This is a genomic window from Spongiibacter pelagi (assembly GCF_014705705.1).
Classification (GTDB): domain Bacteria; phylum Pseudomonadota; class Gammaproteobacteria; order Pseudomonadales; family Spongiibacteraceae; genus Spongiibacter; species Spongiibacter pelagi.
Genome location: NZ_JACXLD010000004.1, coordinates 266525 through 289047, shown reverse-complemented (window position 1 = coordinate 289047; position 22523 = coordinate 266525). Strand labels below are relative to the sequence as shown.

At 49.9% G+C, this 22523-nt stretch carries 25 protein-coding genes and 1 tRNA gene; 4 read left to right on the top strand and 22 right to left on the bottom strand.

Translation table 11 applies throughout. The features are described from left to right. Window positions 1–3: 3 nt before the first annotated feature. Window positions 4–1746, top strand: a complete 1743-nt coding sequence (locus IB286_RS09365; RefSeq protein WP_190764781.1) for a class I adenylate-forming enzyme family protein — start codon at window positions 4–6, stop codon at window positions 1744–1746. Window positions 1747–1851: 105 nt separating this feature from the next. After that, complete coding sequence (locus IB286_RS09360; RefSeq protein WP_190764780.1) at window positions 1852–2277, top strand: hypothetical protein; 426 nt, start codon at window positions 1852–1854, stop codon at window positions 2275–2277. Window positions 2278–2295: 18 nt separating this feature from the next. Here the strand turns inward: IB286_RS09360 and IB286_RS09355 are convergent, their stop codons facing one another. Continuing rightward, window positions 2296–3324 carry a hypothetical protein gene (locus IB286_RS09355; protein WP_190764779.1) on the bottom strand — a complete coding sequence of 343 codons (1029 nt, stop codon included), beginning with the start codon at window positions 3322–3324 and terminating at the stop codon, window positions 2296–2298. A gap of 103 nt (window positions 3325–3427) precedes the next feature. Next, complete coding sequence (locus tag IB286_RS09350) at window positions 3428–5179, bottom strand: hypothetical protein (protein ID WP_190764778.1); 1752 nt, start codon at window positions 5177–5179, stop codon at window positions 3428–3430. 232 nt (window positions 5180–5411) lie between these two features. Here IB286_RS09350 and IB286_RS09345 point away from each other — a divergent pair, with 232 nt between their 5' ends. Then, complete coding sequence (locus IB286_RS09345) at window positions 5412–5816, top strand: YkvA family protein (protein ID WP_190764777.1); 405 nt, start codon at window positions 5412–5414, stop codon at window positions 5814–5816. A gap of 22 nt (window positions 5817–5838) precedes the next feature. On the opposite strand, the gene bcp is transcribed toward IB286_RS09345, so the two are convergent. From bcp to istA, 16 genes are all read right to left on the bottom strand, one after another. Beyond that, window positions 5839–6336 carry a thioredoxin-dependent thiol peroxidase gene (gene bcp, locus IB286_RS09340; protein WP_190764776.1) on the bottom strand — a complete coding sequence of 166 codons (498 nt, stop codon included), beginning with the start codon at window positions 6334–6336 and terminating at the stop codon, window positions 5839–5841. A 9-nt stretch (window positions 6337–6345) separates the two neighbouring features. Beyond that, a complete protein-coding gene (gene rmuC / locus IB286_RS09335) occupies window positions 6346–7731 on the bottom strand; it encodes a DNA recombination protein RmuC (RefSeq protein WP_190764775.1) in 1386 nt (461 codons plus the stop codon). 95 nt (window positions 7732–7826) lie between these two features. Then, window positions 7827–8729, bottom strand: coding sequence for a PhzF family phenazine biosynthesis protein (locus IB286_RS09330; protein ID WP_190764774.1), 903 nt, complete (start codon window positions 8727–8729; stop codon window positions 7827–7829). An 85-nt stretch (window positions 8730–8814) separates the two neighbouring features. Then, window positions 8815–9384, bottom strand: a complete 570-nt coding sequence (locus tag IB286_RS09325; RefSeq protein ID WP_190764773.1) for an NUDIX hydrolase — start codon at window positions 9382–9384, stop codon at window positions 8815–8817. Between the two features lie 41 nt (window positions 9385–9425). Continuing rightward, a complete protein-coding gene (locus IB286_RS09320) occupies window positions 9426–9902 on the bottom strand; it encodes a flavin reductase family protein (protein WP_190764772.1) in 477 nt (158 codons plus the stop codon). Window positions 9903–10028: 126 nt separating this feature from the next. Next, a complete protein-coding gene (moaE, locus tag IB286_RS09315) occupies window positions 10029–10484 on the bottom strand; it encodes a molybdopterin synthase catalytic subunit MoaE (RefSeq protein WP_190764771.1) in 456 nt (151 codons plus the stop codon). A 2-nt stretch (window positions 10485–10486) separates the two neighbouring features. Next, window positions 10487–10726 (bottom strand): molybdopterin converting factor subunit 1, encoded by a 240-nt coding sequence (gene moaD, locus IB286_RS09310; RefSeq protein ID WP_190764770.1) that lies wholly within the window; start codon window positions 10724–10726, stop codon window positions 10487–10489. Then, on the bottom strand, window positions 10723–11214 hold the full coding sequence (gene moaC / locus IB286_RS09305) for a cyclic pyranopterin monophosphate synthase MoaC (protein WP_190764769.1): 492 nt from the start codon (window positions 11212–11214) through the stop codon (window positions 10723–10725). The genes moaD and moaC overlap by 4 nt, the downstream gene beginning before the upstream one ends. Before the next feature lie 5 nt (window positions 11215–11219). After that, complete coding sequence (locus IB286_RS09300; RefSeq protein ID WP_190764768.1) at window positions 11220–11861, bottom strand: MBL fold metallo-hydrolase; 642 nt, start codon at window positions 11859–11861, stop codon at window positions 11220–11222. Between the two features lie 90 nt (window positions 11862–11951). Beyond that, window positions 11952–13169, bottom strand: coding sequence for an SAM-dependent methyltransferase (locus IB286_RS09295; RefSeq protein WP_190764766.1), 1218 nt, complete (start codon window positions 13167–13169; stop codon window positions 11952–11954). A gap of 1 nt (window position 13170) precedes the next feature. After that, the gene (locus IB286_RS09290) at window positions 13171–13947 is read right to left on the bottom strand and encodes a DUF1365 domain-containing protein (RefSeq protein ID WP_190764764.1); all 777 of its coding nucleotides are present in this window, start codon (window positions 13945–13947) and stop codon (window positions 13171–13173) included. Continuing rightward, window positions 13947–15197: an NAD(P)/FAD-dependent oxidoreductase gene (locus IB286_RS09285; RefSeq protein WP_190764762.1), complete on the bottom strand. Its 1251-nt coding sequence runs from the start codon at window positions 15195–15197 to the stop codon at window positions 13947–13949. The genes IB286_RS09290 and IB286_RS09285 overlap by 1 nt, the downstream gene beginning before the upstream one ends. 233 nt (window positions 15198–15430) lie before the next feature. Further along, window positions 15431–15565, bottom strand: coding sequence for a hypothetical protein (locus IB286_RS15625; protein ID WP_263399073.1), 135 nt, complete (start codon window positions 15563–15565; stop codon window positions 15431–15433). A 26-nt stretch (window positions 15566–15591) separates the two neighbouring features. Beyond that, complete coding sequence (locus IB286_RS09280; protein ID WP_190764761.1) at window positions 15592–15921, bottom strand: hypothetical protein; 330 nt, start codon at window positions 15919–15921, stop codon at window positions 15592–15594. A gap of 279 nt (window positions 15922–16200) precedes the next feature. Further along, window positions 16201–16956, bottom strand: a complete 756-nt coding sequence (istB, locus tag IB286_RS09275; RefSeq protein ID WP_190764758.1) for an IS21-like element helper ATPase IstB — start codon at window positions 16954–16956, stop codon at window positions 16201–16203. 29 nt (window positions 16957–16985) lie between these two features. Beyond that, window positions 16986–18515, bottom strand: coding sequence for an IS21 family transposase (gene istA / locus IB286_RS09270; RefSeq protein WP_190764965.1), 1530 nt, complete (start codon window positions 18513–18515; stop codon window positions 16986–16988). Between the two features lie 259 nt (window positions 18516–18774). Here istA and tnpA point away from each other — a divergent pair, with 259 nt between their 5' ends. Continuing rightward, complete coding sequence (gene tnpA, locus IB286_RS09265) at window positions 18775–19203, top strand: IS200/IS605 family transposase (RefSeq protein WP_190764756.1); 429 nt, start codon at window positions 18775–18777, stop codon at window positions 19201–19203. Window positions 19204–19365: 162 nt separating this feature from the next. On the opposite strand, the gene IB286_RS09260 is transcribed toward tnpA, so the two are convergent. The 4 genes from IB286_RS09260 to pheT form a co-directional block, all read right to left on the bottom strand. Continuing rightward, window positions 19366–19442: transfer RNA gene (locus tag IB286_RS09260), tRNA-Pro, on the bottom strand. A 43-nt stretch (window positions 19443–19485) separates the two neighbouring features. Further along, window positions 19486–19842, bottom strand: a complete 357-nt coding sequence (locus IB286_RS09255; RefSeq protein ID WP_190764754.1) for a MerR family transcriptional regulator — start codon at window positions 19840–19842, stop codon at window positions 19486–19488. Next, window positions 19823–20125 (bottom strand): integration host factor subunit alpha, encoded by a 303-nt coding sequence (ihfA, locus tag IB286_RS09250; protein WP_190764752.1) that lies wholly within the window; start codon window positions 20123–20125, stop codon window positions 19823–19825. Before ihfA ends, IB286_RS09255 begins: the two co-directional genes overlap by 20 nt. Before the next feature lie 17 nt (window positions 20126–20142). Next, window positions 20143–22503, bottom strand: coding sequence for a phenylalanine--tRNA ligase subunit beta (gene pheT, locus IB286_RS09245; protein ID WP_190764750.1), 2361 nt, complete (start codon window positions 22501–22503; stop codon window positions 20143–20145). Between the last annotated feature and the right edge of the window lie 20 nt (window positions 22504–22523).

The following is a 22523-nucleotide window of genomic DNA, read 5'->3' as shown; positions in this document are numbered from 1 at the left end:
TTTATGAACACCGCCAGCGACGCTAACAACAAGCTCTCGGCCTTATTAGAGGCACTAGATCAGGCGCATAAGCAATTAACCGTCACCGGCTCGCCCTACGAAATTCAGGAGCGAGACTGTGGCGGCCAAACTTTGCGCGGTTTTGTCGGCGCACCGAAAACCCTGCGGGAACTGATTGATGGCGGCCGACAATTTAACGACCAGCCCTTCACCCATTACCTTGGTGTTGATCAGAGCTTCGGCGAGTTTTTCGCTAGGGTGGACGCCTTAGCCCACCAGCTTAAATACCATTTTGGGCTGAATGCGGGTGAACGCGTCGCCATTGCCATGCGCAATCGTCCCGAATGGCTGGAAGCCTATGCGGCCATTACCGCACTGCCGGCTATCGTGGTGCCGTTAAACTCTTGGGGCAGTGCTGCTGAGCTTGATTTTCAATTGCGGGATAGCGGCGCAAAATTATTAATTTGTGATACTCAACGTGCAGCTTTAGCCGCAGATATTCCAAATCTACAGCTGCTATGTGTCGATGACTGGAGCCCAAGCCAAACCAAAACGGGCAAGTCGGACTATGAGCAATTAATCAGTGCCGCTATGGGCCAAGCCATGCCCGCACTGGAAAATGAAATTGATCCAGAAAGCCCGGTACAAATCATGTACACCTCGGGCACCAGTGGCAGGCCCAAGGGCGCGGTGTCTTGTCATAGAAATATTTGCCAAGCCTTAATGAGCTTTGAATATCACGCCTATAGTTCAGCGATGGCAAACCCAGATTCGATGGCCCATATCATGGGCTGTGGCTTTGCCCCCTGCACTCTGCTCAGCTTTCCGCTGTTTCATGTTTCAGGTTGTTACAGTGCATTTTTATTAAATCTCCGCGGTGGGCGGCGTGTGGTGATCGGCTATAAATGGGACGCCAAACACGCCTTGGAAATTATTGAAAACCAACGCGTCACTATATTCAGCGGATCACCAGCGATGTTGCAAGATCTCATGCAACACCCTGACTTTAAACAGCACGACACCAGCAGTCTGTTCTCTCTCGGCGCGGGTGGCAGTGCCTGTCCCCCTGCCCTCACGCAAACCCTTGAACAGCAATTGCCAAGGCATTATTTCGGCACCGGTTACGGTATGACAGAGAGCAATGCCATTTGCTCTAGCTGTACAGGCGCGGCGTTTCATCTTAAACCCGGCTCCGCCGGCACCCTGAATCCCCTTGTTGAATTTAAAACCTGTGACAGCGACGGACAGCCGCTTGAGCGAGGCACTACCGGTGAAATTTGGCTGCGTTCGCCAACCAATATTCTCGGCTATTGGAATAATGAAGACGCCACAGCCGCGCTATTTGCGACTGATTTAAGCGGAAACCAGTGGATGAACACTGGCGATACCGGTTATCTGGATGATGACAATTTTGTCTATCTGGTGGGGCGTAACAAAGAGCTGATTATTCGCGGCGGCGAAAACATCTACCCGGCAGAAATTGAAGCGGCGCTGAGTCAGATAAGAGGCATTAAAGAAACAGCGGTTTTTGGTTTACCCGATCAACGACTCGGCGAGGTTCCCGTTGCCGTGATTGTGTTAGAAGACGGTGTTGAGCTTCAGCCAGAAAGTCTTAAAGAACAACTCAAATCCCGATTAGCCGCCTTTAAAATCCCAGAAAATATCTGGTTTAGCCCCACGCCTTTACCCCGCAATGCGGCGGGAAAATTACTGAAGAGCGACCTAAAAGCGCAATATATTCAGTAATGAGCTTCAAATTCCTTTCAGCCAACTCCAACGTGACAACAGCGAACATTTGACCTGATGACTCATCCTAGTATAGAAACTCAGATCACGCGTTAAGGAAAGACAATGATATTTAAAACTTGGCTGCTAAACGGATTATTTCACAGCGCCCCTGGCTACTTATCAATTGAGGGTGATGAGATTTCATTTACGCTCATCGACACTGGGACTTTCGGCAGGAAGAAGCTCGATCTGGTGGTGGGTAAAAAAGGCGCTTTCGAACAGATATCCGAAGGCCGAGAATTTGAAGTATTTCGCACTCAGCGGTCAGGCGCCAATTTCCATTCGCCGTGGTATATGTTTATGGGTGGTGGCGTGTTGACGCTTGGGAATGGGACACACAAATTGTCATTCATGCAGCCACAGAATACGAAGTTTCCTTATCAGCGCTTAGGCATTATTCGAGAGAGCGACATTACTGATTTTAAGGATGGACGCGAGCTAGGGAAACGGTTCAACGCATTCATTAACAATAAAAATAGCCCCTGGTAAATCAATAAAAGCAGATTACTACTCCAGATACAGAACACTCTTTTCATTTGGATGGCTAACCGCAAAAATCATATCCAAATGTGCCGGCTTATATAGCGTAATGGCATCTGAGGCTGATAACTTTTCGTAAATTTCCTCGGTCACTTCCCACTGCCCCTCAGCGGTCAAAAGCCGGTACTTTGTTTTTGCTATATTAGACGTTGTCGTCAATTTGTCTTTTACGCTCGTTCTAATTTCTATTTTGCCTCGATCAGTATTCATAAACCGTCGAAACACATTGTACTCTGACAAAAGACGTGAAGCCTTGTACAACAGAACCATGCCCAGAGGAAAAGAAAAGAGGATCAAATTGGTCGTAAATATAGGGAAAAACAGGACAAACATGGCGATAAAGAAATACAGCTTCTTACGCCATTGCTTAAAGAAAAGCTTCTTAACCAATGAGCGCTCTGCATGAGAAATATGCAATTCTCTTCTTTTTCGGGAAGAATTGGTTTTTTGGACCTTAGGGGCTTCTTCAACTCGCTCATTGACATAGGTATTCAAAATCTCAAAACCTAGTATTAGCTTTTTTTGCGGGCTGACATCTAATGAAATTTCATCACCTACGGAAACGTCATTATATTCTTTCGGCGTCACCCTTAATTCTTCGCCGTTAATAGATAAATAGTGCGTGATGGTCGTTCTGGTTCGCCCCCCCCCATGACCCGCGCGATTTGGAGAGAGATTATTTCCTGTTCTGGAGGTATGCCTATTAACGCGCTTATTGGTCACTACTCCCGTGTAACAATGTTTGACTCCGTCTCTAAGTTCTAAGTAATTTTGCAGGGCGATGCTTGTAATGACAGCCACGAAAATCGCGCCAAAAACACCAAAAATGATCATTGGGATGGCGCTGTTATGGGCTGAAGAAATGATCGAAGTAAAAATCACATAGAAGATCGCTCCGGAAAATAGCAAAAAACCCCCTATCAACCAATATTGATTTTTTATGCGTTTTCTATCCTGAGGTGATAACGGTTTTATCTCGTATTTAGCCGTTGCCATATTTTTTCCATAAATTAGCTACAAGCAGCGTTAACACACCCCAAACCCACACAATTCGAGGAATCCACCACTCAGAGTGTGTGATCCATTTTGTCATTGCGAATTATCGTTTTGAGGTAAAACAGGTTTCAGTACCATCATAATTGTTGTAACAGTCCCGACGGTAACCGTTATAACTGTTATTGCGGTTATTGATCTGACCTTGCTTAATCATCGCATCACCCCAAGCATTCAATGCATCGCCAAAGCTCTGAGAGCTGTTGCGATTGGATGGGTTGGCCGCTTGGAAAGCCTGTTGTTTACGCCATTCCTCTTGCGCTGCCTTATAAGCACGTTCACGCTCTTCCTCTCGACGACGCTTAGATTCAGCGATTTTTGCCTCGTAGGCTCTCTTGCGAGCCAAACTGTCTGCACGAGATTTTAGAGCATTCTGATAGACCGCTTGAATCGCGGTAAATCTATCACCCCATCCGTATCGATTTTGCCCATATGCCGTTGCCAGTTCCGTTTTATGTTCTTTATCTACCACCATGTGTCTACTCATCGAGGCGCTTAAAGAATGCCATTTTCCGGGGTAGGCATTGGGCTTTGGCGTCACGCCATCGGCTTCGTAGGCGGTATAAAATTGAATAAAATAAGATTGCCAAATATCACTGTTTGACTTGTACTGGCGTGCACCTTCTTCTCTTCGATAATCAAAATCGGCCAACATGACGTAGTCAGCCTCCGAGGCCAAAATACTGATCGGGGAAGTTTCACCCGTGTTTCTGACACTGCCCCGCGTAGCCTTGCCCGCAATTTTGTAACTGAAGCCAGTAGGTGTTTTGTATACGAGCAACCAGTCTTTGTATTTCTCCTGGCTCTCATTAAAACCCCAATAATTGTCATAAAGCGGTGTCATACCCACAAAGTTTTTAGGGCCCTTGACGGGCTCGCCCTGCTCATCCAGTGGTACATACAATGTATGGTTGGGTAGATCCGTTTGCAGAGGAAGACGGCCGACGGCTTGCATCAGATAACTGCCTGATGTCTTCTTTTCTAAGTTATACATCGTCTCAACAATATCGATCTTCGGATAATAGCCAAGAAAGTCACCCATAGCCCCCCAGCGCACAGAGGCTTCATCGCCGGTTTTAGGGTCAATTGCTTTGGCAAAGATCAGACCGGTTTCATTTTGTGTGTAAAAGGTCAGCTTAGCCTTGCTGAAAATAATATTGTCGTAGGTCGCGACCACCGTTCCATCTGGCCCCAGCTGCTCAAATTTGACCGTATTTTCACCTACATTAGTGGTGCCCCTAGCAATAAAGACTCTTACCGGGCTCTGCATGGAATAGCCCCCCATGGTGTAATACGTTCTACCTTTACCTAGAGGCTCTTTAAGCTTTTTGAGTTTGTTATCGATTTCTACTAGGTAGTATTCATCGTTCCAATGACAGTCTATGTCCTTGTAAGGCTGGGCGATGGCAAATTTATCCGATATTGGAATGATGAGTTGGTAAGCGGCGGGCTCGACCGGAGAGGTACCGGTTGCTGCAATTAATCCCCATGGGTGTTTTCTTCCCCAGTCTTTTTTGCATTTACTCTCCGGGATTTTCTCGCGTTTGCCACCAAATTTTTTGGAGATCTTTTGCATATCTTTATAAGTAGGCGAACTCCTCACAAACCCCATCACCATTGTTCCAGAACCATCGGCCTTCATGACAAGCCACCGTTCTCCGGCTTCTCGACAGAGCTCAGCCTGACTTTCTAGTGGAATACACTTTCCTCCAGTCATCGACCGTATCGGCCCACCTGCATGGGCCGTCATAAGAGGTAGCGAGAGAAGCAACAACAAACTAATGGGATGTATTTTCATTGGTATTCCTTACCGCAACATATTGAATTTAGTTCGTTTTTAGCAAAGATTAACAGCATTTGTTGACACACGAAAATCGAGTTAAGACATTGCTTTAAATCTTTAGATTTTTTTAAATGAAAACTCCCACAGCATTTAAGTTAGGATTGTTCGTTAACGTAAGCGTAACTTGTCAAACCTAGATAGGTAGAACAGACTGGTAGCAGAGATTCGCTGAACAAGGAGTTCACCTATGGCCCTGTTTTCTGAGAAACGCGCAGCCAAAATACTGGAAGAAGGACGCACCCAATCCAACGAACAAACGCTGGAAACGGCGCTCAGTAACCGCGACAAGATATTGCGCAAGGTGATAAATAGCGCGTCATTGGCGCCTTTTTTGGCGCAAGTCAGCACTCTGTTCAGCATGATTAAGGACTATGTTACCGGCGAATACCGCGAGGTGCCTTGGTGGTCGCTAGGATCAGCAACCACCGCCCTGCTCTACATCCTAATGCCGCTGGACGCCCTGCCGGATTTTATTCCTATCGCGGGCTTTCTCGATGATGCGGTAGTTCTTAAACTTTGCCTCGATCTTATTGGCAAAGATATTAATGAGTACCGCAAACTTCGTGAGCAAACTCAGGATCAAGCGGAATAATATTCCAAGGCCTATTTGTTAATTAACTGAGCTGTAACTCATCCAATAAAGCGAGCACATCCGCATCATGGGTCTTGGTTTTTACCGGGTCCATGATCGCTTTCAAACGACCATCACTGCCGATAATAAAGGTGCTGCGCAAAATGCCGTCAAACTCGCGCCCCATAAATTTCTTGGGGCCCCAAGCGCCATATTTATCGGCAATGGCGTGATCTTCATCTGAGAGCAAGGGGAAATTCAGCGGCGCGGGGCTGTCTTTCTTGGGCAGTTCTTCAAACTTCTTTAGCTTTGCGACTGGATCTGGACTCACGCCCAATACCACGGTGTTACGCGCTTCAAATTCGGCATAGCTGTCGCGCACACCACAGGCTTGCACCGAGCAGCCGGGCGTTTTCGCCTTGGGATAAAAGTACAGCACCACGTGTTTTTTGCCTTTGAAATCTTTCAGGCTAATGCTGTCGCCATTCTGATCTTGCAGACTGAAGGCCGGAGCCATATTGCCAATTTTAGGGTGTGCCATACTTTCCTCTTAATTCTCTTGGTTGTCTTCAGTGTTATCGTCATCGATCTCATCGGCTTGCTCCAGCAACTCGGCTGGCAAGGTTTTCTTAACCTTGGCGCCTAGGGCTTCCAGTTTCGCGACGCGACCAATTAAATTGCCACGCCCACGACTGAGCCGATCGAGACTCTTTTCATAAGCCTCTTTACTACGATCCATATGCTTGCCCAGATCCTGAAAAGATTCCAAAACCAGTGCAAATTGATCGTGCAATGCCCCCGCCTGTCTGGCGATTTTTTCAGCATTTTGATTTTGGCGCTCATGGCGCCAAATACTTTGTACGGTGCGCAGCGTGGCCAGTAAGGTAGTTGGCCCCACTACCACAATATTCTGCTCATAGGCGTTGCGGAACATCTCCGCATCCTTTTCAAAAGCCACCATATAAGCGCTTTCAATGGGAATAAAAATGAACACGAAGTCGAGAGTTCGCAAACCCTCAATATGCTCATAAGCCTTGTTGCTGAGGCCGCTAATATGGGATTTAAGTGATTGAATATGTTCGCGCAGAGCCTGTTGTTTTTCAGCGTCATCCTCGGCGCTACAGTAACGCTCGTAGGCAATCAGCGACACCTTGGCATCGATCACAATGTCTTTGCCATCTGGCAAGTGCACTACCACATCGGGCTGGCGGCGGCGTCCGGTTTCATCGGTAAAACTCTGCTGGGTCTGGTATTCATGATCTTTGCGCAGACCTGACTCTTCCAGCACGCGCTCTAAAATCACCTCGCCCCAGTTACCCTGTTTTTTATTATCGCCCTTTAGCGCCTTTGTCAGATTTTGGGCATCCTGACTAATGGTGTCGTTCATTTTTTGCAGATTGAGCAATTGCTGACGCAACTCACCGTGTTGCTCGTTATCCTTGCTGTGGATCATATCCACACGCTGCCGGAATTCCTGCAGCTGTTCCTTAAAAGGCTTTAGCGAAGATTCCAAACTCGCGGTACTGCGCTCCTGAAAACTGCGCTGCTTCTCTTCAAAAATTTTGCCCGCCAGACTTTCAAATTGCTCGGTCAACTGCTTTCGGGTTTCAGTTAAAAGCGCAATTTTCTCATCGGCGGTGCTGCGCAAATGGCTTATATCACTCTGTTGCTGCGCAATTTGCCGATTGCGTGAATCCAGCTCCTCAGAGGCTTGCTCAAGCTGTTTTTGATGCTGCTGATTCGCCGCTTGAAGATGGTTGTATCGCTCCAGATAAACCGCTTGTTCAGTCTCTAGAGCTTGTTGTTTTTCGCGGGCGCGTTGCAACTGCGCTTTAGCTGCGAGCAAGCGCCAGACTAAAAAAAGCAAGGGCAAACCCAGTACAGCACAGGCTATAGCAAGGGCAATAAGGGCTTCGGGAGAAAGTGCAGCGGGCATAAATGATAAAGATCCAGTCAATCACTGGCAGGATGTTACGCAGCCGGCCGAGGCACATCAAGCAACAGCCGGCTTTTAAGCATTAATTCTAGCTCTTATGGTGTTTGAATCGTCCCCTCTGCCACAACCACCGCATGACCACCAATGTGCACAGAAAGCGCCGCCGTTTGGCTGTGTACAAATTCCATTTGCAAAATACTCTGCCTAACCGACATCCGGCCGCGCTCAAGTACTAGTGCATGGCGACCACTGGCCAGTTTTTGAATCTCGCGGATATAGGCAGCAAACGCCGGGGCGGCGGCACCAATCGGCGGATCTTCATGCTGGGAAATATAGGGCCCTAGCAGTTTAAGATGGAAATCAGCTTGCTTGCTTTCCGTCTCTGGGCAATACAGCAAAATATCGCCGACGGGTATTGAGGATGCGCTGCTTTGTGCCCAAGCCTCGCTATTAAATTTGGCGCGATAAACTGCCTCAAGCGATCGCAGCGGTACAATGAGATACGGCTTTTGCGATGAAACAAATAATGGCTGAGCTTTGATGATTTCAATATCGTGTTCGCCCAAACCGAGAATGGCTTGTAATTCTTGAGCACTCGGCGTGTAGCGATCGATCTGCGCATCCACTTTCCAGCCCAGCTGCGCTTTGAACCCCTTATCAGTCTGGCTATAGAACAACTCTAACGCCTGACCATTTTGGCTGAGTGGAATGTGATCTACGGCGGTATCGAGTTTATTCTCACTAAACAAGGCGGCCGCAGCCGCAACCGCCGTGTGACTTCCTACCCCCATTTCTCCGCGAGCAGCGAACACTTTTAAATCGGCCAGTGCCCGCCCTTCGCCCCGGCGAATAAACACGGTTTCGTCATTATTTAATTCAGAGGAGAGAATCTGCATTTGCTCAGGGGCGAGTTTGTCGGCTTCGGGAAAAACCGCAATTTTGGCACCGCCAAAAGCTTTATCGGAAAACACATCTACCAGCAGGAATCGGGATTTCATTACATGCTCCGCCATTCTTATTGTCATTGGATGTTGCAATGAGAATAGCGCGGATTCCGGCGCGCGTACAACTGACTAGCGAGGATCAGTTCTCTTCTTTTCGAAAGTAACCCACATCTTTGGCCCACTGCGGGCCGGGCTTGGTTACCCGAATAGGAAATTCGCCGGTTTTTCGGTCTTCAAAATATTCCAGCAGGATATCGGTAACAATCGGAAAGGCTAATTCTGACCAGGGGATTTCATCTTCGGAAAACAGCCGGGACTCCAAACTTTCTGGGCCCACGCCGTAGTCTCCGTCGAGTTCGCCACGGAAAAACACATAGACCTGATTGATATGGGGAATATCAAATAAGCGGTAGAGGGTTTCATCTTTAACGGTAGCGGCGGCTTCTTCTTGGGTTTCGCGGAGCGCCCCTTCCAGCATGGTCTCGCCGTTTTCCATAAAACCGGCGGGCACGGTCCAATAGCCTAAGCGGGGTTCAATGGCCCGACGGCACAGCAGGACTTTATCGCCAGAAACCGGCAAGCAGCCCACTACAGTACGCGGATTTTGATAGTGAATAAAATCACAGGCGTCACAGACGAAGCGGCGGCGGTTATCCCCCGCCGGAATTTTTTCAACGACTTTTGAACCACATTCACTACAAAAATTCATACAAGCTGGCCGGTACTTACCGCAAGGGGAAAACGCCTAGCTTAATGAATTTCTGCGTATTTTCCAGCGTGAAATAACAAGGGCTTGCCGGTGGGTTTGCTGGAAAGCTCAATCACCTTACCCACTAGAATTTGGTGATCGCCACCATCGTAGCGCTGCCAAACCTCACATTCCATACTGGTTAAGGCATTACGGATTACCGGCAAACCACTTTTACCAATGCGGTAATCGCCTTCTACAAGCTTGTGATTATCTTTCTGGGCGTAGCGATTGGAAATATTCAGCTGATCGCTGGCCAGCACATTTACGGTAAAGCCCTTAGCAGCTTGAAAGGCGTCGAAACATTCAGAATCGTTGCGCAAGCTCCACAATACCAAGGCGGGATCGAGGGATACCGAGGCAAAGGAGTTAACTGTCATACCAAAGGGTTCGCAACCCGCCGGGCTTGCAGAAATAACGCATACCCCGGTCGCAAACTGGCCAAGGGCATTGCGAAATGCGCGCGGATCAAGGCTCATAATATTCCTGTTCTTTTCTGTGAGATTGAAATGATGTGGCTAGTATACACAAGCCCTATTATGAACCGACTACCGAATATGGGGGAGTACCAGTTCGCGGCTAGCAGTGAGACATTAGTAGCGAGGTTACCACCGAGCTAAAGCGGCAGCATCGCTGCAACGGGCATCTACCCAGCGGCTTGAGCCATCGGCCAAGGTTTCTTTTTTCCAAAAAGGCGCACGGCTTTTAAGAAAGTCCATGATGAACTCACAAGCTTGAAAGGCTTCGTGGCGATGACTGGCGCATACCGCAACCCAAACAATTTGCTCGCCGGGCAGGATTTTGCCAACCCGGTGGATCACCGTAGCGGCACGCAATGTCCAACGGGAACTGGCTTCAGTAATAATCTCGGTAATCGCTTTTTCGGTCATGCCCGGATAATGCTCCAGCTCCATAGCCGACACTGTATCGCCGTCATTTTGATTGCGCATCACGCCGACAAATTGCGCAATAGCACCAATGCCATCGTCATCCGCTCGCAGCGCGTTATTTTCCGCGCTGAGATTGAAATCGACTTCCTGAACCCGTACCGAAATACGCATAACTAACCGCCCGTTACCGGAGGATAAAATGCCACTTCATCACCGGCCTGGATTATTTGACTGTCTTTGGCGACAGACTGATTCACCGCGCAAACAATATTGTCGGCTTCAAGGGCGGACCACGCGACACCGCGCTCGAGCAATGCTGCTTTTAATTCTGCAACGCTCCCGGCAAAGTCCACGGACAAAGAATCGCAGGCCAACTCTTCCCGCAGACGGGCAAAAAATAAGACCTTAATCACGGCGCTTTGTCCTCGGCAAACCAATCACCGGAGCGGCCGCCGGATTTGCTGAGCAGGCGAATTTCACCGATCTCCATGCCCTTATCCACGGCTTTACACATATCATAGATAGTCAGTGCCGCCACGGAAACCGCCGTTAGCGCTTCCATTTCAACGCCAGTTTGGGCTGAAAGTTTACAACGCGAGCGGATTTCAACTTTGCTGTCCGCCTCGTTTAATTGAAATTCCAATTTCACCGAGGACAACATCAAGGGATGACACAGCGGAATCAGGTCCGGGCATTTTTTTGCCCCCTGAATACCCGCGATACGCGCCACCGCCAAGACGTCGCCCTTTTTATGATCACCTCGGGCAATCATGGCCAAGGTTTCCGGCTTCATTGACACCGAGCCCGCCGCTTCAGCAATCCGTTCGGTAATGTCTTTCTCACTGACATCCACCATGACGGCATCGCCTTTGGCGTCAAAATGGGTAAATTCATTACTCATAACGATTAGCCGAATTTAGAACCGACAAAAGGATTAGTCGCGCGCTCGTGACCAAAGGTCGAGGTGGGGCCATGACCGGGGATAAAAGTCACGTCATCGCCAAGTGGCCAGAGTTTACCGGTAATGGAATTAATCAGGGTGTCGTAATCCCCCTTGGGGAAGTCGGTGCGACCGATAGAGCCTTGAAACAGCACATCGCCAACAATCGCCAAGCGATTTTCAGGGCTATAAAACACCACATGGCCGGGGGTATGGCCGGGGCAATGCAGTACTTCTAGCGTTTCCTCACCAAAGCTAACGGTGTCGCCATCAAGCAACCATTTATCTGGAGTAAAAGCATCGGCATGGGGAAAGCCGCTCATCTGACACCAGTCGGGCAGCTTATCAATCCAGAAATCGTCTTCTTTGTGAGGGCCGATAATTTCTACGCCATATTTTTTACGCATGACGTCTGCCGCCGCGCAATGATCCATATGACCGTGGGTAAGAAATATAACTTTGAGGGTGCCGCCTAATTTTTCAATGGCCGCTTCGATGCGCTCAATATCGCCACCGGGATCAACGACCGCAGCATCACCGGTTTTTTCACAAACCAGTACAGAACAATTTTGTTGGTAAGCCGTTACCGGCACCATAGTGCATTTCATATTGGGGGTATCGCTTCTTAAACAGGCTTAATCAAAGAAGCATGATACCCCAATAACTAATATTTGCGCAGGCGAGCGGCGGATTCAGTGTTAACGCTGTTTGCTGGCCTGAAAGTGGATTAAGTTGATGGTTTCTTCCAAAAAGCCCGCCTGGCAATAGGCAAAGTAAAACTGCCAAAGACGCTGAAAATCGTCGCTGTAACCGAGGCTATTCAGTGCGCTGTGATTTTCGTTAAAACGCTGTTCCCATACCTCCAAGGTGCGTGCGTAATCCAGCCCATAACTCTGAATCGAGTCCAGATTAAAGCGGGTTTGCGCGCGCAATTGCTCCATCATCACACTCACCGAGGGCAGACAACCACCGGGGAAAATATAGCGATTGATAAAATCAGTGCTGCGCCGATAGGCCTCATAGCGCTGATCGGCAATGGTGATCGCCTGAATCAGTAATTTACCGCCGGGTTTTAACAAATTATTTAAGGCGCTAAAGTACTGCCCAAGAAATTCGTGACCCACCGCCTCTATCATTTCGATTGAAACCAGCTTGTCAAACTGCCCTTCCAAATCACGGTAGTCTTTTAGCAAGAACTCAACCTTGTCTGACACTCCCATATCCAGCGCGCGCTGCTGAGCTAACTTAAACTGCTCGCCCGACAGTGTGGTGGTGGTCACTCGACAGCCATAATGCTTGGCGGCATAACAGGCCAAGCCACCCCAGCCGGTACCAATTTCCAATAAATGATCTTCGGGGCCCAGTTCCAAGGCCTCGCAGATTTTCCACATTTTATATTCTTGAGCCTCCGACAGTGTTGAGGCTGAAGACGGAAAGATCGCCGAGGAATACTGCATATAGGGATCGAGAAACAGGCGGTACATATCATTGCCAAGATCATAATGAGCGGCAATATTGGTACGACTACCCTCTTTGGTATTACGTCTGACAAAGCGACCGATCATTTCAGCGGGCATACGCAACCAGGCAAAACGCTGCTCTAGTTTTTCTATCACCGGTAAACAGCGAGCAAATACCTGAATAACTTGAGTTAAGGTATCGCTTTCCCAATCTTGATCCACCCAGGATTCCGCCGCCGCAATGCTGCCGCCAAACAAAATGCGGGTGTAAAACTCCGGCTTATTCACCCGAATATCTGCCTGCAGATCAGAGTTTGAATCGCCAAAGAAAAATTCTTGGCCCTGCTCTTTTAGGGTAAGCCCGCCACCCTCAACTTGGCTGAGCACTTTGAAGACCTGAGCCCGAGCTAGGCGTTGCAGCCAACTCAGTTCGGACAGACTGATACTTGCTTCCATTTCAGGACTCCTTGGGATAAAGATGTAAGGGGGTTCGTTTCAAAAACAGGCGCAGTGCCTGCCAATAAATGCCTTTCAACATGCTCAGCACCATATTGGGGTGCGACAACAACACCCCACGCAATGCTTTAGCGGTAAGCTCAGAACGGCGCATGGCCAGCGTGGCGTCAAACACTCGTTCGGTATTTCTATTCTCAATATTGATACGCAAGCGCTCAGCCGGCGGCGTCACCTGCCAGTGATATTGCATATCCATAGGCATAAACGGCGATACATGAAAGGCCTTGTCCGTTAGGGCGGTGTGCTGAGTGGCCAGGTGAACCAGATAGTAGTGACGCTCATTCCACGGCGTATTGCTGACCTCGGCCACCATATACACCGCTTGATCGTTAGCGTCGTAACAAAAAAACAAATTAATGGGGCTGAAATAGAGACCAAAACAACGCGGCTGGCACACCAGCACCACGCGCTCGACCTGTGCCCTATCGCCGCCCAACTCTGCGACCTTGGCTTGTAATGCTTTCTTCAAAGAACCCTGACATCCGCGAAGATAATCTTCCCGGTGCACAGCAATGGGCGCCCAGCAATTAATACCGAGCCACCTTCCAATTCGCTTTTGCCCTTGAGCCTGTAACTGCTCTAGCTCATCCAAATCCAGCGCCAACATATAAAGCGGATACGAGAAGGCATGCGGTTTGGGTGAATATCGGCGATGACGAATACGGCCGCGATAAACGCCACTCTTTAATGGGGACTGATAAACAGCATCTGAACTCACTAGATGCTAACTCCCAAGCGTTTAACCACATCTACCGCGCTGCGCAGACCATCTTCATGAAAGCCGTTATACCAATAAGCGCCACAGAAATGGGTATGCTGCACACCGCAAATCTCATGGCGGCGCTGTTGTGCAGCAATGGTTGTGGCATTGATATGGGGATGGGCATAACAGTACTTGCCCAAAATTTTATCGGGGTTAATCAACGTATCCTGATTCAAAGATACGCAGAAGGTTTCTGGCGAATCAATTCCCTGCAAAATATTCATATTGTAGGTCACACTCGGCGGCGCATCCTCCGCCTCAGCCAACATAAAATTCCAACTTGCCCATCCGTTACGGTGGCGCGGCAAAAGTCGATCATCGGTGTGCAAAATCACCGAATTGTCACGATAGGGAATCGCCCCCAAAATAGCCTTTTCCTTGGCATTTGCCGAGGCCCCCAAAATGGCAAGCGCTTGATCCGAGTGACAGGCAAAAATCACCTCGTCAAAATGCTCACTGTGGCCGGGCGTCAGCACCTGCACGCCTGAGTCACCCCGCTCAACCGCAAGTACTGGCGTATTTAGCCGGATATCTGAAAGCTCGCGGGTTAACAGTGGGATATAACTGCGGCTTCCGCCGGGAATCACATACCATTGGGGGCGATTCGCCACCTGTAGCAAGCCGTGATTAACAAAGAATTTGAGAAAGAAATGCAGCGGAAAATCTCGCGCATCCGCGATAGCCGACGACCAGATGGCGGCAATCATGGGCAAGATATAGTTCTGGCAGAAAAATTCAGAGAATTTGTGCTGGTCGAGAAAATCCCCCAAACGCAAATCAGGACTCACAACACCCTGCTCCGATGCGGCGATTGCCAGCTTGTTAAAGCGCAGAATTTCAAAAATGAAACGGTAAAACTTCGGGAAGATCAGATTCGAGCGCTGACAAAACAGCGAATTTAGATTGTGGCCGTTATATTCAAAGCCACTTACGCGATTACTCACGCTGAAGCTCATTTCAGTCTCTTGCTTGGCCAGCCCGATCTCATCAAGCAGGCCAAGAAACAAGGGGTAAGTACGCTCGTTGAAAACAATAAAGCCGGTGTCGATGGCGTATGTGCCGCTAGCCACCTCAACATCTACGGTTGCCGTGTGACCACCGAGATAATCGTTCGCCTCAAACAGGGTGACTTGGTAGTTTCGCTGTAAGTAATACGCCGCTGACAGTCCAGAAATGCCACTGCCGATGATGGCTACTCGCTTCATATTGGTTCTCAAATGGTGAAATTAACGACTAGGCATCAATGAAATAGGCCGCACAAGGCACAACCTATTGTTGAGTCATGAATAGCAAAACTACTCAGCCAGCTTGTTGTCGAGAACTCTTACGCTGCGGAACGGCGCTTGGATGAAAGATATTGAATTTAAAGGAGTAATAATTTGGAAAGTGGTTAAGAAAAAGCCCCACTCGATGGCGGGGCTTTTAGACATAAACTTGATTAGGCGGCTTTTTTGACGCGCTTAGACTCTGCGCGATTCTTGGCATCTTTTCTGCCTTTTTTGATCAGATCAGAAATTCGATCCAACTGATCATTGGCTAATTTTGCTAGCCTCATAAACTCGATGTCATTCATAACATGCCCTCCTGAGCGTCCCTGTTTTATAAAAAAGACTTTCTATCAAGCTCTTCTACGTATCTTTCAAGCGCGGTTTCATCGCCCTCTTTAATGGCAATTGCCATGTTTTTTACATACGCACAATATTCAAAAGCTTTAGCCCCCAACTCGGGCTCATCTACATCTTCGCAAAGAACCACAATGATCTTACAAACATCATCGATCAACTCAGCAATTTCTTCGTAAGTTGGGTCTGACTTTGATTGCAGATAACTTATATGAAATTTCTTTGCGCTTTGCAGCAATTCATTCGCAGTTTGCAAAACTTTGTCATACAAGCTCGCAGTAATAGATTTTTTCTGCTCTATATTCACCGACAATTCCTTTTGTTAGGTGACAAAAAAGCCAGTAATTTTATCTAAAAACTGAAACAAATAGCAATCTGGTACAAGCCTAACCGAATTTATAGGCCGCCCTACCAAAATACAAGAATAATTGCATTGAAAAATAAGGGGTTATTACTATTTATGCACGCGGCCGCGAAGCGGACAGAACACCACGGGTTTACCCGTGTGCGTATTCCGGCGAACATGAACACCTGATCCGGCGGAACGTGAACACCTAAATGCCCAACGCCTGATCGGTTCGTGTTTTTATCTCAGGTGTTCATCATCGGTCAACCGACCGAGTATTTTTCTCATCGATTCTCCTTTCAGTGTCAGCCGGTGTGCGTTGTGCATCAGTCGGTCGAGAATAGCGTCGGCCAGAGTGTTGTCGCCGATACTGGCATACCACTGATCGGTGGGTAGCTGGCTAATCATGAGCGTCGAGCGGTGGCCATGGCGGTCATCCATGATCTCCATCAGATCGTTGCGATGCGCTGCCGTCAGTGGCTCCAACCCCCAATCGTCGATGACCAGCAAATCAATTTTTGCCAGCAGAGCGAGCTGCTTGTGATAGCTGCCGTCGGCTTTGGCCTGGGTCAGGGCAAGCAGAAGGCGCGACAGTCGGTAGTAGCGGACGCTGTAGTCGTGCAGACAGGCGTTATGGCCGAGGGCGCAGGCGAGGTAGGTTTTGCCGCTGCCACAGGGGCCGGTAATGAGTAAGTTCTGAGCCCGCTTGATCCAGTCGCCTTGGGCCAGTGCGGCGATGTCAGCGGCTTTTATCCCGCGTGGATGCTGGTAGTCGATGTCCTGCAGCGTGGCGTGCAATTTGAAGCGGGCCTGGCGAACCAGGCGTTCCTGCTTGCGTGACTGGCGGGTCAGATTCTCGTGATCCAGCAGCAGGTTCAGGCGATCCATAAAAGCCAGATCGTCATAGGTGCCCGCGTGTTCCAGTTGATTCTGCAAAGCGGCAGCCATGCCACCGAGCTTGAGTTGGCGCAGTTGTGTCAGAGTTTGTGTCGTCATGGGTTCTCCGGTTAGTTCAGCGGTTCGGGTCAGTGGAAGTGGTTGGGGCCACGGATATTGTCGTGATCCTGAGGCAGTGAGAGGTTCAGGCTGGTTTGATCCGGCAAGGTATCGAGCTGGCTGCGCAGCAGGGATTTGATTTGCAGGCTCTGCTGGTTGGCGATGTGGCAGGCAGCGTTCAGGCGCTCATGAGGATATTCCCGACTCAGGTTCAGTAAACCCAGGCAGACCCGGTAGGCCTGTTCCGGATGGGCGCGGGCACGCAGTTGGGCATCCACCCAGACAAGCGTTTCCGGCCCGATCTTGCTTGCCCATTGCTTTAAACGACCCGGTGTCCACTGCTGGTGTTTGCGGTGTCGTGTGGGCATGTGCGCGGCTTCGGTTGTGGTGCCGGGGCGCTGGCCGCGCGGATGGGAGGCAATCTGGCGCTGGCGGAAGTAGATTGTGATCAGGGATTCGCTAGCGTGTAGCTCCAGGGTTTCACCCACATAGTGGTGCGGTACGGAGTAATGATGCTGTTGGTATTGCACGTGGTAATCAATGTTGACCTTCACCGGCTTGATGTCGACAAAGCGGTAGGCCTGGGTGGGTAGCGGGTTCAGTGCGGGCTTATCCAATGACTGGAAGGCTTCGATCCGGTTGCCGGGCAATTGCTTGAAGGGCTTGGCGTTGAGTTCTTGCAGCAACGCCTGGATACAGCGATTCAGTTCTGCCAGAGAGAAGAAGGTCTGTCGTCGCAGACGCGCCAGAATCCAGCGCTCCACGATTTGTACGCCGACCTCTGCCTTGGATTTGTCTTTGGGCTTGTAGGGGCGAGCCGGCACGACGGCCACGCGGTAGTGTGCAGCCCACTGCTGATAGCTGGGGTTGAGATCGGGATCATAACGACAGGCACGGCTGACGCCGCTACGCAGGTTGTCCGGCACGATCATCGCGGGACAACCGCCAAAAAAGGTTAGCATGCGAGTATGACTGCCAAGCCAGTCCGGCAAGGATTGACTGAAGGTAGCTTCGGCATAGGTGTAGTTCGAAGCGCCCAGCACACCAACAAGGATCTGGGCCTCGCGGATCTCGCCGGTGCTGCCGTTAACGATGGGCACCGTCTGTCCGCAGTAATCCACAAAGCACTTCTCGCCTGCCTTGTGGATCTGGCGCATGGAACGCTTCTGCCGTTTGCCCCACTGCCGGTAGAGATCGCAGAACTGAGAGTAGCTGTAGCAACGGTTGGGAAACTGCTCGGTGTGCTCCTCCCACAAGAGCTGCTTGGTCATGCCCTTGCGTTTGAGTTCCTGATGGGCGCTGGCCCAGTCGGGGACGTGATAACGGTCGGATACAGTGGCATCAGCTTGTGGATAAAACAGCTTGGCCAGAGCGGTATCGTCGAGCTGGGCCGGCAACGGCCACGTCAGGGAAAGTTCCTCGGCTCGCGCCACCAGTTTCTGGATGGCGCCGAGGCTGGTCTTGGTACTGGCGCTGATTTGCCGCAGTGACAGGTTGGCGGCGAGTCGAAGCCGCAGCACTTCACGGATGTTACGCATGGTGATCCTCTTGGCTGGCATGGCCCCTCCGGAAAAAGCGGAGAGGTTAGCAAATTCAAAGAAAATCAATGCGTTGAGCGGGATTCCGGTACAACGTGAACGCCGGTTCCGGGAAGATGAACAATGATTCCGGAGATCCCGGTAAAAGTGTTCACGTTGCGCCGGAATCAGCGTTCACGATGGATCGGAATGGGTGTTCACGTTCGTCCGGAATCGGTGTTCAGGTTGGGGCGGAATATGCACCGTGGATGAATGAGCCCGCCGGCTGTATTGTAGCCAGATGGAAGTTGGCTATTCGGCACATGGGGTTTATCGCCTCCAATATCACGTTATTTGGGTAACCAAATACAGGCGGCGGATACTGAAGCCTTTCGTCGAGGACTATCTGCGGGTAGTACTCCCGAAGCTGCTGAGAAGTATGCCTGGCGTTACGATAGAGACGATCGACTTTGATCAAGATCATCTGCACATGGTTATGGAAATCCCGCCGAAATATGCGATAGCTGATGTAATGGGGCAGCTAAAAGGCCGATCGGCGTCCCACATGCGTAAGACCTTTAAGTGGTTATCCAAAGTTTATTGGAAAGAAAATGTAGTTTGGTCGCCAGGATACTTCGTCAGCAGCGTAGGAATAGATGAACACGTCATTCGTCGCTACGTTGAGTACCAAGGACGAAAGGATTCAGATCAGCTCCGAATGGAGCTGTAACGGTAAGAACCCCGGCTTTAGCCGGGGGAATCTATGTGGTTTTTTTGATCGATCGGCAACAACTGGCCTGTTGTTATCGTCATTAGCCCAAAGAGCTACTTAAAAGGCGCAAGATTTCGCAGAAACAAAAAAGGCCACTCTAATGAGCGGCCTTTTAAGATATGGTCGGAACGGCAGGATTCGAACCTGCGACCCCCACACCCCCAGTGTGGTGCGCTACCAGACTGCGCTACGCCCCGATTTGAGGTTGGGCATCATACCCGAAGATGACAAAGCTGTGAACTATCTTTTAAGAACTTTCGACAATTCTTCAAGTTCACCAATCATCTGTCGAATCAATTGCTTAGCCTGGGTTGACTCATCTTTTGCAGACTCGCCAGACATGCGCTGACGAGCGCCGCCAATGGTGTAACCCTGCTCGTAAAGCAGACTTCTGATCTGACGAATCATCAACACGTCTTGGTGTTGATAGTAGCGGCGATTTCCACGCCGCTTTACCGGAGCCAGTTGCGGGAATTCTTGCTCCCAGTAACGCAAAACGTGTGGTTTAACCGCACACAGCTCACTGACTTCACCGATTGTAAAATAGCGCTTCCCCGGAATGGGGGGCAGCTCATCGTTATGACTTGGTTCCAGCATAATCTTCCACCCTGGATTTCAACTTCTGGCCTGGACGGAAAGTGACCACACGCCGTGCAGAAATGGGAATTTCCTCGCCGGTTTTGGGATTTCGACCGGGGCGCTGACTTTTGTCACGCAGGTCGAAGTTTCCAAAACCAGAAATTTTCACTTGCTCATTATCTTCCAGGCAATGGCGAATCTGCTCGAAAAATAACTCAACCAGTTCTTTTGCCTCACGTTTATTAAAACCGAGTTCCTCGTAGAGTTTCTCAGCCATTTCCGCCTTTGTGAGGGAGGTCATGTCACATTTCCTTTAGATCAGTTCCTGAGCGTTGCACCTAAGTCCTGCTGCAGAGCGTCGACAACCGCCGCAACAGATTGACTGACTTCTTCCTCATTAAGGGTGCGCGATGAATCCCTAAACGTCAAGCCTAGTGCAATACTTTTTCGTTCTGGATCAATACCTTTACCTTGATAAATATCAAACAGTCTCAAGTTGTGAAGCTGTTCACCCGCCGCCTTTTTAACGCAATCTAACAGCGCTTGAGCCGCGACGGCTTTAGGTACGATCACCGCAATATCGCGGCGAACTTCTGGGAATTTCGACAGCGGCTCAAATTTAGGCACACGATTTTCAGTCAGTACCGCCAGATCAATTTCGAACAGATAAACCGAATTCGGCATGTCCAACTTAGCTTGCACACTGGGGTGCAGGGCTCCGATCCAACCCACAGCCTTGTCACTGACTACAATCTGAGCACTTTGACCGGGGTGTAAGGCTTTGCGCGAACCCGCGACATAGCTCACGCTGGACGGCGATAGTGCCAGCAGCGCTTCCAGGTCGCCCTTAAGGTCAAAGAAATCTACCAGCTCACCAGACTCATTCCAGCTTTCCGGTGAACGCCGGCCAGTGATCAAACCAGCCAATGTCGGAATTTGCTCGCCCGCCGCTTTGCCATTGAATCGCAGGCCGATTTCAAACAAGCGTACCCGCTGTTGCTGGCGCTTGCTGTTGTATTCTGCGGTTTTCAACAAACCAGGAAACAGCGAATCGCGCATAATGGCCATATCCGCGCTAATAGGATTCATTAGCTCGATACCACCGCCTTCTGAGACGATTTCGTGCAGTGCGGGGTCGATAAAGCTGTACGTCACCGCTTCTTGATAGCCGCGCGCAACCAACTGGCGTCTGATTTGAGACTGTGGGCGCAATTTTTCTGGTTTGGGAATAATCTCCAGATTGGCGCTCATGGGTGTGACCGGCAAACGGTTGTAGCCGTAGATTCGAGCAAGCTCTTCGAGCAGGTCTTCTTCAATTGCAATATCGAAGCGCCAACTGGCAGAAAAGACCTTCCAGCCCTCTCCTTCTGCTTTAATATCTAGTCCTAAGCCACTGATAATATTAACAACTTCATCATTAGGGAGTGACATACCCAACATGCGCTTAATACGCGCAGCGCGCAGCGTAATCGCCTGCGGTTCTGGAATTTCTGCACCGTTTTGTTTGATGGTAGGCCCAGCCTGACCGCCACAAATTTCAATAATCAGCTGAGTCGCACGCTCAATAGCGCGCTCGGCTAATGCGTAATCCACACCCCGCTCAAAGCGATGTGAAGAGTCAGTATGCAGACCGTAGCTACGCGCACGTCCGGCGAGCTTATCTGGCGCAAAGAAGGCGGCCTCAAGGAACAGGTCACGAGTCTGATCGCCAACACTTGAATCAAGACCACCCATAATACCGGCCAGTGCCAATGGCTTTGTTTGATCCGCGATCACAAGGCTATCAGCACGCAGCTCGATTTCCTGTTCGTCTAATAGCGTCAGTTTTTCGCCTTCCGTTGCTTTGCGCACCACAATGCCGCCGCTTAGCTTCTCAAGATCAAAGGCATGCATCGGCTGACCCAGCTCGAGCAAGACCAGATTGGTAATATCGACTACGGCATCAATGCTGCGCAAGCCACTGCGACGAAGTTTCTCTTGCAGCCACAACGGGCTTGGCTTGGCGATATCAATACCGCGCACCACACGACCAACGTAACGTGGGCAATCTTCGCCCGCGTCGATTTGAACGGGTAAGACATCTTCAATAGCGGCGGCTACCGGCGCAAATTCTGGCTCAACGAAGGGGATTTTATTCAGAACGGCGACTTCGCGGGCAATGCCGCGAACACTCAGGCAATCCGCCCGGTTTGGGGTCAGCCCCAATTCGAAAAGATTGTCGTCCAGTTGCAGATATTCACGAATATCCGTACCAACCGGCGCATCGGCAGCCAACTCCATCAGGCCATCGGAAGACTCCGCCATACCCAGCTCTTGCTCGGCACAGAGCATCCCAAAGGATTCTACGCCGCGCAGCTTGGCTTTTTTGATTTTGAAATCACCGGGCAATACCGCACCAACACGGGCGCAGGGAATTTTAATGCCGGGACGAGCATTGGCCGCGCCGCAAACAATTTGCAGAGTTTCTACGCCATCATTGACCTTGCAAACTTGCAGTTTCTGGGCATCGGGATGCGGTTCTGCACTCAGGATTTCCGCCACCACGACACCGCTAAAGGCTCCGGCAACGGGCTCCAACGCATCTACTTCCAAGCCAGCCATGGTTAATTGTGCCGCCAGAGTGTCGCTGTCAATTTCCGGATTGACCCACTCGCGTAGCCATTTTTCACTGAATTTCATTGTTTAAATCTGTCCAGAAT

Excerpts from the sequence above, each read along its gene's own strand:
- IB286_RS09330 (WP_190764774.1), bottom strand. The coding sequence starts at position 8,729 with ATGAAATCCCGATTCCTGCTGGTAGATGTGTTTTCCGATAAAGCTTTT.
- IB286_RS09350 (WP_190764778.1), bottom strand. The coding sequence starts at position 5,179 with ATGAAAATACATCCCATTAGTTTGTTGTTGCTTCTCTCGCTACCTCTT.
- IB286_RS09300 (WP_190764768.1), bottom strand. The coding sequence starts at position 11,861 with ATGAAATGCACTATGGTGCCGGTAACGGCTTACCAACAAAATTGTTCT.
- istA (WP_190764965.1), bottom strand. The coding sequence starts at position 18,515 with ATGCCAGCCAAGAGGATCACCATGCGTAACATCCGTGAAGTGCTGCGG.
- IB286_RS09360 (WP_190764780.1), top strand. The coding sequence starts at position 1,852 with ATGATATTTAAAACTTGGCTGCTAAACGGATTATTTCACAGCGCCCCT.
- IB286_RS09255 (WP_190764754.1), bottom strand. The coding sequence starts at position 19,842 with ATGCTGGAACCAAGTCATAACGATGAGCTGCCCCCCATTCCGGGGAAG.
- IB286_RS09365 (WP_190764781.1), top strand. The coding sequence starts at position 4 with ATGAACACCGCCAGCGACGCTAACAACAAGCTCTCGGCCTTATTAGAG.
- moaC (WP_190764769.1), bottom strand. The coding sequence starts at position 11,214 with ATGAGTAATGAATTTACCCATTTTGACGCCAAAGGCGATGCCGTCATG.
- IB286_RS09355 (WP_190764779.1), bottom strand. The coding sequence starts at position 3,324 with ATGGCAACGGCTAAATACGAGATAAAACCGTTATCACCTCAGGATAGA.
- istB (WP_190764758.1), bottom strand. The coding sequence starts at position 16,956 with ATGACGACACAAACTCTGACACAACTGCGCCAACTCAAGCTCGGTGGC.
- ihfA (WP_190764752.1), bottom strand. The coding sequence starts at position 20,125 with ATGACCTCCCTCACAAAGGCGGAAATGGCTGAGAAACTCTACGAGGAA.
- IB286_RS09345 (WP_190764777.1), top strand. The coding sequence starts at position 5,412 with ATGGCCCTGTTTTCTGAGAAACGCGCAGCCAAAATACTGGAAGAAGGA.
- IB286_RS09285 (WP_190764762.1), bottom strand. The coding sequence starts at position 15,197 with ATGAAGCGAGTAGCCATCATCGGCAGTGGCATTTCTGGACTGTCAGCG.
- IB286_RS09325 (WP_190764773.1), bottom strand. The coding sequence starts at position 9,384 with ATGAATTTTTGTAGTGAATGTGGTTCAAAAGTCGTTGAAAAAATTCCG.
- tnpA (WP_190764756.1), top strand. The coding sequence starts at position 18,775 with ATGGAAGTTGGCTATTCGGCACATGGGGTTTATCGCCTCCAATATCAC.
- bcp (WP_190764776.1), bottom strand. The coding sequence starts at position 6,336 with ATGGCACACCCTAAAATTGGCAATATGGCTCCGGCCTTCAGTCTGCAA.
- moaE (WP_190764771.1), bottom strand. The coding sequence starts at position 10,484 with ATGCGTATTTCGGTACGGGTTCAGGAAGTCGATTTCAATCTCAGCGCG.
- pheT (WP_190764750.1), bottom strand. The coding sequence starts at position 22,503 with ATGAAATTCAGTGAAAAATGGCTACGCGAGTGGGTCAATCCGGAAATT.
- IB286_RS09295 (WP_190764766.1), bottom strand. The coding sequence starts at position 13,169 with ATGGAAGCAAGTATCAGTCTGTCCGAACTGAGTTGGCTGCAACGCCTA.
- IB286_RS09320 (WP_190764772.1), bottom strand. The coding sequence starts at position 9,902 with ATGAGCCTTGATCCGCGCGCATTTCGCAATGCCCTTGGCCAGTTTGCG.
- rmuC (WP_190764775.1), bottom strand. The coding sequence starts at position 7,731 with ATGCCCGCTGCACTTTCTCCCGAAGCCCTTATTGCCCTTGCTATAGCC.
- IB286_RS15625 (WP_263399073.1), bottom strand. The coding sequence starts at position 15,565 with ATGAATGACATCGAGTTTATGAGGCTAGCAAAATTAGCCAATGATCAG.